The sequence below is a fragment of the Bradyrhizobium sp. OAE829 genome (assembly GCF_040546575.1).
Classification (GTDB): Bacteria; Pseudomonadota; Alphaproteobacteria; order Rhizobiales; family Xanthobacteraceae; genus Bradyrhizobium.
In genome coordinates this window covers 936,397-948,768 of sequence record NZ_JBEPOE010000001.1, presented here as the reverse complement: position 1 = coordinate 948,768, position 12,372 = coordinate 936,397, and the positions used below count along the sequence as shown (strand labels likewise).

Genomic DNA, 12,372 nt, shown 5'->3' with positions numbered 1-12,372 from the left:
GAAGGTGCCCGGCCCGATGTCGGGGCTTGACGTCGATCCAGAAATGTCAGATATTTCTGTTATGACAGAAACAACCGAAAAGAAGAAACTCCCTGCCGCCGTCGAGCGGTTCATCCTGCACTGGGGTGACATGGGGGACGAGTGGGGCGTCAATCGCTCGGTCAGCCAGATCCACGGCCTGCTCTACCTCGCCGAGGCACCGATGACGGCCGAGGATATCGCCGAGACGCTCGGCATGGCCAGGTCCAACGTCTCCAACTCCATCAAGGAACTGCTGTCCTGGAACCTGATCCGTCGGGTGCCGATCCTCGGCGACCGCCGCGATCATTACGAGGCGGAGACCGACATCTGGGAAGTGGCGGCGCGGATCGCGTCCCGCCGCAAGGAGCGCGAGATCGACCCCGCGGTCGATGCGCTGCGCGCCTGCGTTTCCGATGCCGCCGATGATCCGACCATCAGCGCGGTCGCGAGCAAGCGGCTGAAGGAGATGCTGGAATTCACCGAGCTGGTCGACCGCTGGTACATGCAGATGCTGAAAGTGCCGCGGCCGAGATTGGTCGCCCTGATCAAGCTTGGCGAGAAGATCGTCAGCTTCCTGCCGATGGGAAAAACCAAATAGCGCAGGGCGTGGCGGGAGAGTAGCAGGAGCGTTCGATGGCATCAGCGATCAGGATCTCAAGACTTCCAGCGTCCAATCCGCATCACAAGCCTTCCAGCGACATACTGCTCGACGATAACAGGTTCCACGCGCTGCTGTCCGACGCCGATTGGGGGCGATTGCCGCTGGCGATCTGGCGGCGTTTCTCCAAGCGCCACGTTGATGGTGCAACCGTCGTCTATGTCGGCGAGGTCGAGGAGGCCTATTTCAACAGGATTGGCTGGTGGCTCGCGCAGTTGGCGCGGCTGGTCGGCGGGCCGCTGCCGACCGGGGCCGAGACCGGCGTCCCGATGGTGGTGACGGTGACGGAGGACGCGGCGAGCGGCGGCCAGATCTGGACCCGCATCTGCGCCCGCTCACACGGATTTCCGCAAGTCATTCACTCCTCGAAGCGCTTCGCCGGGCCGACCGGGCTCGAGGAATATGTCGGCCACGGCATCAGCATGGCGCTGCGGATCTTCGTCGAGCACGAAGCGCTTGTGTTTCGCAGTGTCGGTTACTCGTTCCAGGTCGGGCCGCTGCGGCTGGCGTTGCCGGATTGGCTGACGCCGGGGGATCTCACCGTAACCCATGCAGATCTCGGCGGCGGCACGTTCCGCTTCACGCTCGATATCATTCATCCGCGCTTTGGCAGGCTCATTCGTCAGTCCGCGGTGTTCCGGGAGGCCACGTCATGACATCGTTGCTATGGACCCTGATCGCCATTCAGATCGTGATGGGCGTGTTCGACACGTTCTATCACCATGAGCTGACCGAGCGGCTGGTCTGGCGCCCGTCGCAGCGCTACGAGCTGCAGCTGCACGGCGTGCGCAACATGATGTACGCGTTCCTGTTCCTGGTGCTCGGCTGGCTGGAAGTCTACGGCATTTTCGCTTTTGCCATCATCGCGGTGCTGGTCGCGGAAGTCATCATCACGCTGATGGATTTCGTCGAGGAGGACATGAGCCGGAAACTGCCGGCGAGCGAGCGCATCAACCACACGCTGCTGGCGATCAATTACGGTGCTATTTTGGTGCTGCTGCTGCCGGTCCTGATCGACTGGGCGATGCAGCCGACCGGGGTCCAATCGGCCTACACGGGGTGGCTCAGCATTGTCGCCGCGGCGGCCGCCGTCGGCGCGGCGCTGTGTGGTATCAGGGATTTTACCGCGGTCCGGCGTCTCGGCCGGATGCACAGCGCGCCTGCGGCCGGCCTCGTGGAGAAATTGCCTGATCGCCAGACCGTGCTCATCACCGGCGCCACCGGCTTCATCGGCAGCCGCCTGGTCGCGAGCCTGACCGCGTCGGGCCATCAGGTCATTGCGCTGGTCCGCAACCCGGCGAAGGCGGAACTGCCGCTGCCGATCACCCTGATCACCAGCCTCGATCAGATTCCGGCGGATGCCAAAATCGACACCATCGTGAATCTCGCCGGCGAGCCGATCGGCAACGGGCTGTGGACGGAGGCAAAGCGCCGCAAGATCCTCGAATCCCGGATTCAGATGACCGGCGATGTCGTTGATTTGATTGGCCGTCTCGAACGCAAGCCAAAGGTGTTGGTGTCCGGCTCCGCGATCGGCTGGTACGGTCTGTGGCAGGATCAGGTGCTGACCGAGTCCGCCAAATCCCACGCCTGCTTCAGCCACGAATTGTGCGACGCCTGGGAGCGCGCGGCGAGCCCGGTGGCCGAACATGGCGTGCGTGTAGCCTACTTACGGATCGGCCTCGTCATCGGAACCGATGGCGGCTTCATCACGCGGATGCTGACGCCGTTCGAGTTCGGCCTCGGCGGGCCGCTCGGATCAGGCAAGCAGTGGATGTCCTGGATCGAGCGCGACGACCTCGTGCGGCTGATCGCCCATGTGATTGCCAGCCCCGGCATCTCAGGGCCGATCAACGCCACCGCGCCGATCCCGGTCACCAATCTGAAGTTCACCGAAGAACTCGGCCGGCGGCTGCATCGTCCGGCCGTGTTCCGGATTCCCGCTAGCCTGCTGCGCCGTGTCGGCGGCGATTTTGCCAACGAGCTCCTGCTCGGAGGGCAGAGGGTGTTGCCGAACAAGGCGTTGAGCAATGGATTCAAGTTTCGGCATGAGACGTTGCGCAGCGCATTCGAGGCGATCTTGTGAGGGGGCCAATCATGCCAGGCAGCGCAATCCGACCTTGTCCACTGCCAGCCGATGCGCTGTTGGCCAGATATGCGGGTGCTGGAGCTTACACGGACTGCTACGCGTTGGACGTGGCGGGGGCGGTGTCCCACGCAGCGTATGTCGAGGCGTTTTACACGGGCAGGATGTTCAAGATCGAACGGTTCCTGCTGGGTTTGCTCTTGTCCAAGCCTTCAACGGATATTGAGGTCAAGCAGCTGGCGATCGGAAAAATCGATCACTTCTCGGGCTGGCGAGTGGAAGACCGAAGCGCCAATCAAGTGCTGTTGCGCGACCTCATCAGCGGCAAAACGAGATCGTGGCTCATGGTAGCTCCGCAGGCGGAGGGGACCACACGGGCAACCCGTCTGTTTTTTGGGTCTGCCGTCCTGGCGGATCGATCGAAGCAACGGGGGAGCGACGCATGGGCACAATGTTCGCGTCGTTACTCTGGTTTCACAAGCTCTACTCGCGAATTCTGCTGGACGGTGCGCGTGCACGCCTCGCGCAGGTCAGCAACAATGATCGCACCTAGGCCATGGGCGAGTTGCTGACCTTCGAGCGTAACATCACCTTGAGCGGCCAAGCCTTAGCAGTTTCTGCGCTATCCCGATGCCCGAGAGGCCGAGAGGAGCGATCCTAAACAGTTGCTTCCGGCAGGCGGGCTTTGGTCGCGCCGAACACGTCCTCAAAGGCCTGCCGGAGCGCGACGTCGACGTCTTCCATCGTCACGGGCAGCCCGAGATCGACCAGCGAGGTGACGCCGTATCTAGCATCGACGACGCCGCAGGGGATGATCGCGGAAAAATGCGACAGCTCCGGCTCGACGTTGATGGCGATGCCGTGGAACGAGACCCAGCGCCGCAGCCGCACCCCGATCGCCGCGATCTTGTCCTCATGGCCGGGGCCCTTGTCCGGCCTGTTGACCCAGACCCCGACGCGGTCCTCTCGGCGTTCGCCGCGCACATTGAAGGCGGCGAGCGTGCGGATGATCCATTCCTCCAGCCCGGCGACATAGGCCCGCACGTCCGGCCGCCGGCGCTTCAAATCGAGCATCACATAGGCGACCCGCTGGCCGGGGCCGTGATAGGTGAGCTGGCCGCCGCGCCCGGTCTCATACATCGGAAAGCGCGGGTCCAGGAGATCGCCGGCCTTGCCGCTGGTTCCGGACGTGTAGAGCGGCGGATGTTCCAACAGCCACACCAGTTCGGGGGCTTGCCCGGCCGCGATCGCGGCCGCCCGCATCTCCATCTCGGCCACGGCGTCGGGGTAGGGCACTTGTTTGGCCGCAATCCGCCATTCGACATCGCTGCCACCAGGGGCTTGCGCAAATGTCGTCAAATCAAGGCTTTGGCGGTCATTAACCATTGGCTAACCATAACGTGGTCAGGTGAAACCACGCAATTCAGTCCAAGAATCTAGTCCAAGTTTGGCGGTTTCGTAGTGGCCACCCTCGATAAAGTCAGCGTCGATCTCATGGTGGTGCTCGGCACCACCACGATGCCTATCCACCAGGTGATGCGGCTGTCCCGCGGCGCCATCATCGAACTGGACGCCACCGAGGCGGACGAGGTCAAGATCCTCGCCAACAACCTTCCGGTGGCTTCCGGCGTGGTCCTGGTCGATCGCAACCGGATTGCGGTCGAAGTCAAGCAAATGCTGCCGAAATTACCGGGTGTTAGGTAGTTATTCGGTCGCAAAACCGCCTTGTCCCTCCATCTCTGATTTGTTACATCGGCGCCGTTGATCCGGCAGGCCTTAGATCCTTCCAGCCGGTATCCCAAGCGCTCGTGGCGGAATTGGTAGACGCGCTGCCTTGAGGTGGCAGTGAGTAAAATCGTGGGGGTTCGAGTCCCTCCGAGCGCACCACAAAATCATGCAGTTTGGGCCCAACCCATTCGATTCGGTGAGAAAACGCGTCATTCTTCGCAAAGCCGCGGTGGCGAACCAGTTGGGAATCGCCCGGGCAGGCGGAAGTAGCCTTGCTGTTACACCGTTCGCGTAAAACAACAGGGCATCGCCGGCTACCCGGTCCGATGACCGTAATTCGGCACTTCCAAATCCATCCGGGGCACGTGAATGATCTTCCTGGGCTACGCCTATCGGTTCGTCTCCAACTTCGTGTTCCTGGCGCTGGTCTATTTCGCCCTTAACTTCCTGGATAAATATCCGCAGCGCGCGATGGTTGCGGTTCTCGTGCTGGTCTATGCCGCCATGCATGCCGCCTCGGCGCTGCGTTCGTTCTATTTCTTCCAGCGGATCGAGCGGCTGGAGATCGAGGCGCGGCGTCTGGCCAAGGTCGCCGCCGAGGGGCCGAGCGCGGCCGCTGCCGCCGCGGCCTCGCGCAAGCAGATCGTCACCGAGGTCAGCGGGCTTCGCCACGCCGGCGAGATCAAGGCCTATATCGATTTGCTGTTCCTCGCCCTCGTCATCCTGCTCTGCATCGCCAAGATCGTGACGAACTGAACGAAAATTCGGCGCATTCCTTTTGACATTCTTCATCTGCGCCGCTGGTTGTCGGCAGCTTTGCCGACTTGCCATGCATGCGGGAATTGCTGAGCGGCATAGAACTTGCTCCGCTGTGCAAGAGAATGCGAGGAGTTTCTATTCGATGCTGGCTGTCTATTCGGATGACAACGCGCTGCACGATCCCGATCATTTCATCTCGCGCGGCGTGAAAATCGCGGTGCGGGAATCGCCCGAGCGGGCCAACCAATTGCTGGCGGCGTTGCGCGATGGCGCGCACGAGATCCGAACGCCGCGCGATTTTGGCCGCGACGCGCTGCTCAGTGTGCACGACCCGCGCTATATCCATTTCCTCGCCAATGCCTACGACAATTGGCAGACCTTGCCGCAGCCGCGCGGCCCGTTCGTGCTGGCCAACAGCTATGCCATGCGACAGATGAAGACGCTGCCGACAAGTTTCGAAGGCCAGCTTGGCTTCTTCCTCTCGGGCAATTCGGTGCCGATCGGCCCGCAGAGCTGGCGCGCGATCGCCTCTTCGGCGAATTGCGCGCTGGAAGCGGCGGACGCCGTGCGCAGCGGCGCCTCCGAAAGCTATGCGCTGTGCCGACCGCCCGGCCACCACGCCTATGCCGATCTTGCCGGCGGCTATTGCTACCTGAACAACTCGGCGCTCGCGGCCCAGCACCTGCGCGGCCGGTTCGCCCGCGTCGCGGTGCTCGACGTCGACGTGCACCATGGCAACGGCACGCAGGGCATCTTCTGGGAACGCGGCGACGTCCTGACCGTCTCGATCCATGGTGATCCCAATACCGGCTATCCCTGGCAGGTCGGCTATGCCGGCGAACGCGGCGAGGGTGAGGGGTTCGGCAAGAACCTCAATCTGCCGCTGCCGCTCGGCACCACTGACGAGCCCTATCTGGCGGCCCTGGACCACGCGCTCGCAGCTGTCAGGGCGTTTGAGCCGGAAGCTTGCGTCGTGGCACTCGGCCTCGATGCATTCGAGGAAGATTCGTCGGAAATGATGCGGGTCACCACCGCGGGCTTTGGCGCCATCGGGGCGCGGATCGGGGCGCAAAAGCTGCCCAGCGTCATCATCCAGGAAGGCGGCTATGCCGTCGACGCCCTGCGCCGCAATCTCGGCAGCTTCCTTGGCGGATTTCTGTCGGCCCGCGGCGGCTGAGGCTATAGCGTTTTCCAGCGAAAGCCTGCCCCGGACTTGATCCGGGGTGGACCCGGTTCGCGCCAAGAAAACGCGTCAAAAAGAATCTAGAGCCCCGTTTCGATTCAATCGATACGGAAAAGGCTCTAGAATACGAAATGGCGGGAACACGCTTTTCGTGGTCTGCTCCCACCGATCAACAAGAATCGGAGCATTAATCCAATGACGGGCAGACCCAACTCCCTGGCGGCTCGCGATGTCGCCTCGCTCATCCATCCCTATACCAATCTCGACAAGCACAAGACCGACGGGCCGCTCGTCATCGCGCGCGGCGAGGGCGTTTACGTCTACGACGAAACCGGCAAGCGCTATCTCGAGGGCATGGCCGGGCTGTGGAGCACCTCGCTCGGCTTCAGCGAAAAGCGCCTGGTCGAAGCCGCGCGCCGCCAGATGGAGCAATTGCCGACCTACCACATCTTCAACAGCCGCTCGACCGAGCCCAGCATCGAGGCCGCCGAGGAGCTTTTGAAGATCGTGCCCAAGGGGCTCGGCAAGGTGCTGTTCGCCAATTCCGGCTCGGAGGCCAACGACCAGGCGGCGAAGATCGTCTGGTTCTACAACAACGCGCTGGGCCGTCCGCGCAAGAAGCGCATCATCGGCCGCGTGCGGGGTTATCACGGCATCACGGTGTTTTCCGGCAGCATGACCGGGCTGGCCGCCAACCATGTCGAATGGGACCTGCCGGTCGGCGGCATACTGCGGACCGATTGCCCGAGCCATTACCTGTACGGCCGCCCGGGCGAGAGCGAGGCGCAGTTCGTCGACCGCCTCGTCGCCAATCTCGAGGACATGATCATTCGCGAGGGGCCGGATACGATCGGCGCCTTCATCGCCGAGCCGGTGAACGGGGCAGGCGGCGTCATCGTGCCGCCGGCGGATTATTTCCCGCGCATCCAGCAGGTGCTGCGCAAATACGACGTCCTGATGATCGCCGACGAGGTGATTTGCGGCTTCGGCCGCACCGGCGAGATGTTCGGCTGCGATACGTTCGGCATCGAACCTGACATCATGACCGTCGCCAAGGCGCTGTCATCGGCCTATCTGCCGATCTCGGCCACCATCATCAGCGACACCATCGCTGAAACCATCACCGCCCATGCCGGCAAGCTCGGCAATTTCGCCCATGGCTTCACCTATGCCGGTCACCCCGTCGCCGCCGCCGTAGCGCTGGAGACGCTGCGCATCTACAAGGAGCGTGACATCGTCTCGCAGGTCAAAGCGCTCGCACCGCATCTGCAATCGCGGCTGCGCGCGCTCGGCTCGCATCCGCTGGTGGGCGAGGCGCGCGGCGTCGGACTGATCGGCGCGCTGCAACTGGTCGCCGACAAGGTCACACGCCGGCCGCTGCCGCCGGCCGAAGGTATCGGCGCCTTGATTCAGCAAGGCGCGATGGCGCGCGGCGTCATCGTCCGCGCCGGTCCCGACGCGGTGTTCGTCTGCCCACCGCTGATCATCACGCCGGAGCAAATCGACGAGATGATGGACGCGGTGGCAGCGGCGCTTGACGAAGCGCACGCGGTGGCCGACCAACGCGGCTTGCTGGGCCGTGCGCAGTCGGCGGCGGGGTAGAGCGTTTTCGAGCGAAGAAAACGCGTCAAAAAGAGTCTAGCGCTTCTTCAGGCCGGCCATGCGGACCTTCTTGGCCGGCTTTGCGGGCTTGACCTGCACATGTTTGGCGGCGCCCTTGCCGCCATGTTTTGCGTGCTTGGCAGGGCGTGCGGCCTGTTTGGCGGACACTTCGTGCGCGGCAGGCGCGGTCGGCTCGACCTTGCGTGCGGATGGCGGCGAATACAGCATCGTCACGCGGATCGATTCCGGAAGCTTGAACACGCCGGGGGCCGGGACCGGCAGCGCGGGCGGGTCAAGCACCAGCGTCACCTGCCGCGACCACAGGGCGTCGCGCAAGGCGCGCCGCTGCACGCGGTCCGCCGGGGCCGTATTGCGCCAATCGTAATCCGCCAGCGCGGGCGCGGGCAGGGCCGCAGTCGCGGTATAAGCGAAATTCGGAATTTTGGGCCAGCGTGACGTCGCCACCTGCTCCGATACCGGATACAATTGCCATTGCGACGGCTCGGTCGGCGTCGGCGGCCGTTCCGGCGTTGCCGGCACGACATGGACGAGGCGGTAACCGCGGGCCTTCAGGTCGTGCAAAATTCGCGGCAGGGCGGCGACGGTGCGCGCCTGGATGTCGTGCAGCAGCAAAATGCCTTTGCCCTTGGCCTCGAGCCGTTGCATCGCGAGGTCGTAGACGCGCTGCGATGAGACCGGCCGCCAGTCGTCGGCAGGAAAATCGGCGCTCCAGATTTGCAGGCCTTTTGCTTCGGCATATGCCTCGATGACGTCGGAACGGCCGAGGCCCGGAATGCGGAAGAAAGGCGACGGCGCGGTGCCGTCGCCGAGCGCTGATGTGATCGACGCGATGCCGTCCTCGATCTCTTTCTTGGCGCCATCGATCGAAAGCCGGTTCATGTTTCCGGGATGGTTCTGGGTATGGGTGGCGATGGTATGGCCGGCATCGCGCATTTTGCGCACGCCTTCGGGGTTGGCGTTGGCCTGCCGTCCGACCAGGAAGAAGGTCGCCTTGGCGCAATGGGCGGCGAGGATGTCGAGGATCTGGTTGCTGTATTTCGGCAGCGGACCGTCGTCGAAGGTGAGGACTACCTCATGATCTTCCAGCGGCAGCGTCTTGGCATATTGCATGGTGCCGATCAGCGGATATTGCCGCGGATCGACCACCAGCGTGCGCGACGTGCCGATCGCATCGGGATGCCCGGGGCAATTGGTGGCCGGCGCGGCCTGCGCCGTGGCGCCGGTCAGCATTCCCAGAAACATTGCGGCTGAAAAACTAATCGATGCCCGCTGACGGAGCCCCATACCTGCGCTAGCGATCATTGAACCCCGGCTTCATTCCCAATCGAACTTTGGTCCGCGCGGACCGGTATTCGGTTCACTCGAAAAATGCCTTGTTTGCAATCCTTAACGGCGGGCCATGAATGCCGCCTTAATAGCCGAAATACCACACTTATTTCGGGTTTTGGACCGCTCTGGCGGTGCTCGCCGCGGCTGCCGGGACGATATGGACCACGCGGTAACCATTGTCTCTCAGATAGCGCAGGAACGCCGGCAGCATGGCCGCGGTTTGCGCCTTGGGATCGTGCAGCAGGATGATTCCCTTGCGGGCGGCCTGCAGCCGCTCGGTGAGCAGCTTCAACTGCTGGGCCGGTTTCATCGGCTCCCAGTCGCTGGCCCAGAGGTCGGCGCCGAACACGGTTATGCCGCGGTTTTGCAGCAGGTCCAGCGTCGCCGGCGTCATCTCGAAATAGGGATAGCGAAAGAACGGCGTCGTCGGGGTCGCGCTTGCGATCCCCGGGGTCGCAATTCCGATCCCCTGGGTCGTCGTCACGGTGCCGTGAAGCGCCTTTTCGACCGCCGCAAAGCCCTTGTCGATGTCGGCCACGGCCGCATCCGGCTTCATATATTTGATGTTGGGATGCGACCAGGTGTGGTGCCCCACCGTGTGGCCAAGGGCTGCAATCCTGCGCACCAGTTCCGGGTACGCCGAAGCCGACCTGCCGATCATGAAGAAGGTGGCGAGCACGCATTCGCGCGCGAGCGCGGCCAGCACCTGGGGCGTCGTGCCCGGCCACGGCCCGTCATCGAAGGTCAGGACCACTTCACGGTCTTGCAGCGGCAGGGTTTGCGGAAAGCTCTTCAGGCCGACGCGCGGTGAGGTAGCTGCATCGACGCGCAGAACGCGTGAGGTGCCGAGCGCGTCCTTGCGCGGGCATTCGGCAGCCTTGGCCGCGGCCGTCCACACCGTCGCGGCCGCGACGGCTGCGCAGAGCGTCCTGGTGAATCCCGGGGTCATTCGCCGTTGTACATCTTTAGCATTGCGCTTTGCGTCGCCGATTGGGTAATGCGTGCAGCGATAACTCAAACGCAAGTTCTGTCAAACCGGCGAGGCGCGGCATGGCCGAGGATATCGACGTTGCCCTAGCCGGCGCGCGACCCGTTGACGGGTCCGCGCTCGATCCCGCCCTGATGCGGGATGAAGAGGGCCACATCCGCCACGAATTTGTCGAGGAAATCACGCGCGCCATCAAGGCCGCCGATCGCCCCCTGCTGTGTGAGGTCGTCGCCGAGTTGCACGAGGCTGATCTCGGCGATTTGATCGGTGCCCTCGAACCCGACGACCGCGTCCATCTCGTCGAGCTGACAGGCACCGATTTCGACTTCTCGGCGCTGAACGAGGTCGACGACGCCGTTCGCGAGGAAATCCTCGAAGAGCTCGAACCGCAGACGGTTGCGGAGGGCGTTCGCGAACTGGAATCGGACGACGCCGTCGAACTGCTCGAAGGCCTCGACGAAGAGGACCAGGAAGAGATTCTGGAAAAGCTGCCGCCGTCCGAGCGCGACGCGCTGGAGCGCAGCCTGCTGTATCCGGAAAACTCCGCCGGCCGGCGGATGCAGTCCGAATTCATCGCGGTGCCGCCGGACTGGACCGTCGGGCAGGCGATCGACTACATGCGCGACACGCCGGACCTGCCGGAGCGGTTCTATGAAATCTACGCGGTTGACGCCAACCAGCACTGGCAGGGCGCGGTCTCGCTCGACACGCTGCTGCGGGCAAGGCGGCCGGTGCCGCTCGCCGACCTGATCGAGGAGGACCGCCGCCGCGTCTCCGTGCTCGACGACCAGGAAGTGGTCGCGCGGATGTTCGGCAAATACAATCTGGTCGCAGCCCCCGTGGTCGACACCACCAACCGGCTGGTCGGCGTCATCACCATCGACGACGTCGTCGACGTGATCGAGGAAGAGGCCGACGAAGACCTCAAGGCGCTAGGCGGCGTCACCAGCGACGAAGAATTGTCCGACAGCGTCTGGACCATCGCGCGCGCCCGCTTCAACTGGCTGCTGGTCAATCTGGCGACCGCGTTTCTGGCATCCTCGGTGCTCGGCCTGTTCGAAGGCCAGCTGGAAAAGATGGTGGCGCTGGCCGTGCTGGCGCCGATCGTGGCAAGCCAGGGCGGCAACGCCGCGACCCAGACCATGACGGTGGCGGTGCGGGCGCTGGCGACCCGCGAACTCCATTCCAACAACGCGCTCCGCGTGGTCCTGCGTGAGGCGATGGTCGGTCTCGTCAATGGCCTCGCCTTTGCCGTGATCACCGGCGTCGCCGCGGTGGCGTGGTTCAAGATCCCCGGCCTCGGCGTCGTGATCGGCCTTGCGATCGTCGTCAACCTGATCGCCGGCGCGCTGGGCGGCATCCTGATCCCGATGGTGCTGGAGCGGGTGCGCGCCGACCCGGCGGTCGCCTCCGGCACCTTCGTCACCACCATCACCGACGTGGTCGGCTTCTTCTCGTTCCTCGGCATCGCCACGCTCTGGTTCGGGCTGAAGTGAGCTGGGTGAGTATCGTTAATCGGGCCTTAACGCGCTTGGCCGATGATTCCCGGATCGGGAATCGAACATGCAGCGCTTGCGGCTAAAGGCAGATGGACGGATCGTGGAACTGCGGGACGGGCAGGAGTTCCCGCTGGCGCCCGGGCTCGCGCTTGCGACGCCTGCGCATCCGGTGCCCGGGCTCGCGATGCCAGCAGCCTCTGTTGCGAGCGAAAACGCGCCGCTGCCGGCGGTTCGCGACCTGCGCCGCCGTTCGCGCCTGACTCAGCTCGAATTCGCAGCCCGGCTTGGCGTGCCGGTCGAGACCATCCGGAACTGGGAGCAGGGCAAACGCGCACCGCGCGGACCGGCGCGGGCGCTGCTCGCCGTCATCGCCCATTCGCCGGAGACGGTTTTCGCCGCGCTCGCCACGGAATCGGCTACCATCTAGCGTTTTCGAGCGAAGTGGATACCGGTTCGCACAGCAATCAAGTTTACGCAGATTGCGTAGACTTATCTGCG

Annotated in this window: 12 protein-coding genes and 1 tRNA gene; 10 read left to right on the top strand and 3 right to left on the bottom strand. The window is 63.8% G+C overall.

Going from position 1 to position 12,372, the window contains the following annotated elements; translation table 11 throughout:
* The first annotated feature begins 61 nt into the window (after positions 1–61).
* The 3 genes from ABIE49_RS04550 to ABIE49_RS04540 are packed head-to-tail and all read left to right on the top strand — an operon-like array spanning position 62 to position 2,765.
* Entirely contained in the window at positions 62–619 is a 558-nt protein-coding gene (locus tag ABIE49_RS04550; protein ID WP_192733763.1) for a GbsR/MarR family transcriptional regulator, read from the top strand.
* A gap of 35 nt (positions 620–654) precedes the next feature.
* Entirely contained in the window at positions 655–1,335 is a 681-nt protein-coding gene (locus ABIE49_RS04545; RefSeq protein WP_192733762.1) for a DUF4166 domain-containing protein, read from the top strand.
* On the top strand, positions 1,332–2,765 hold the full coding sequence (locus tag ABIE49_RS04540) for a TIGR01777 family oxidoreductase (RefSeq protein ID WP_192733761.1): 1,434 nt from the start codon (positions 1,332–1,334) through the stop codon (positions 2,763–2,765). Before ABIE49_RS04545 ends, ABIE49_RS04540 begins: the two co-directional genes overlap by 4 nt.
* Before the next feature lie 657 nt (positions 2,766–3,422).
* Here the strand turns inward: ABIE49_RS04540 and lipB are convergent.
* Positions 3,423–4,151: a lipoyl(octanoyl) transferase LipB gene (lipB, locus tag ABIE49_RS04535; RefSeq protein WP_192733760.1), complete on the bottom strand. Its 729-nt coding sequence runs from the start codon at positions 4,149–4,151 to the stop codon at positions 3,423–3,425.
* 75 nt (positions 4,152–4,226) lie between these two features.
* Here lipB and ABIE49_RS04530 point away from each other — a divergent pair, with 75 nt between their 5' ends.
* The 5 genes from ABIE49_RS04530 to ABIE49_RS04510 all read left to right on the top strand — a co-directional run bounded on the left by ABIE49_RS04530 (position 4,227) and on the right by ABIE49_RS04510 (position 8,037).
* Positions 4,227–4,469 (top strand): FliM/FliN family flagellar motor switch protein, encoded by a 243-nt coding sequence (locus ABIE49_RS04530; protein WP_074276133.1) that lies wholly within the window; start codon positions 4,227–4,229, stop codon positions 4,467–4,469.
* Between the two features lie 98 nt (positions 4,470–4,567).
* Positions 4,568–4,652, top strand: a tRNA-Leu gene (locus tag ABIE49_RS04525).
* Between the two features lie 210 nt (positions 4,653–4,862).
* Positions 4,863–5,249: a hypothetical protein gene (locus ABIE49_RS04520; protein WP_192733759.1), complete on the top strand. Its 387-nt coding sequence runs from the start codon at positions 4,863–4,865 to the stop codon at positions 5,247–5,249.
* A gap of 145 nt (positions 5,250–5,394) precedes the next feature.
* Positions 5,395–6,429: a histone deacetylase family protein gene (locus tag ABIE49_RS04515; protein ID WP_192733758.1), complete on the top strand. Its 1,035-nt coding sequence runs from the start codon at positions 5,395–5,397 to the stop codon at positions 6,427–6,429.
* A 201-nt stretch (positions 6,430–6,630) separates the two neighbouring features.
* Positions 6,631–8,037: an aminotransferase gene (locus tag ABIE49_RS04510; RefSeq protein WP_192733757.1), complete on the top strand. Its 1,407-nt coding sequence runs from the start codon at positions 6,631–6,633 to the stop codon at positions 8,035–8,037.
* Between the two features lie 36 nt (positions 8,038–8,073).
* Here ABIE49_RS04510 and ABIE49_RS04505 read toward each other — a convergent pair whose 3' ends face one another.
* Positions 8,074–9,300 (bottom strand): polysaccharide deacetylase family protein, encoded by a 1,227-nt coding sequence (locus ABIE49_RS04505; RefSeq protein ID WP_354066590.1) that lies wholly within the window; start codon positions 9,298–9,300, stop codon positions 8,074–8,076.
* A 190-nt stretch (positions 9,301–9,490) separates the two neighbouring features.
* Positions 9,491–10,336: a polysaccharide deacetylase family protein gene (locus tag ABIE49_RS04500; protein ID WP_192733755.1), complete on the bottom strand. Its 846-nt coding sequence runs from the start codon at positions 10,334–10,336 to the stop codon at positions 9,491–9,493.
* A gap of 101 nt (positions 10,337–10,437) precedes the next feature.
* Here ABIE49_RS04500 and mgtE point away from each other — a divergent pair, with 101 nt between their 5' ends.
* Entirely contained in the window at positions 10,438–11,871 is a 1,434-nt protein-coding gene (mgtE, locus tag ABIE49_RS04495) for a magnesium transporter (RefSeq protein ID WP_192733754.1), read from the top strand.
* A 67-nt stretch (positions 11,872–11,938) separates the two neighbouring features.
* Positions 11,939–12,301 carry a helix-turn-helix domain-containing protein gene (locus ABIE49_RS04490; protein ID WP_192733753.1) on the top strand — a complete coding sequence of 121 codons (363 nt, stop codon included), beginning with the start codon at positions 11,939–11,941 and terminating at the stop codon, positions 12,299–12,301.
* Positions 12,302–12,372 lie beyond the last annotated feature (71 nt).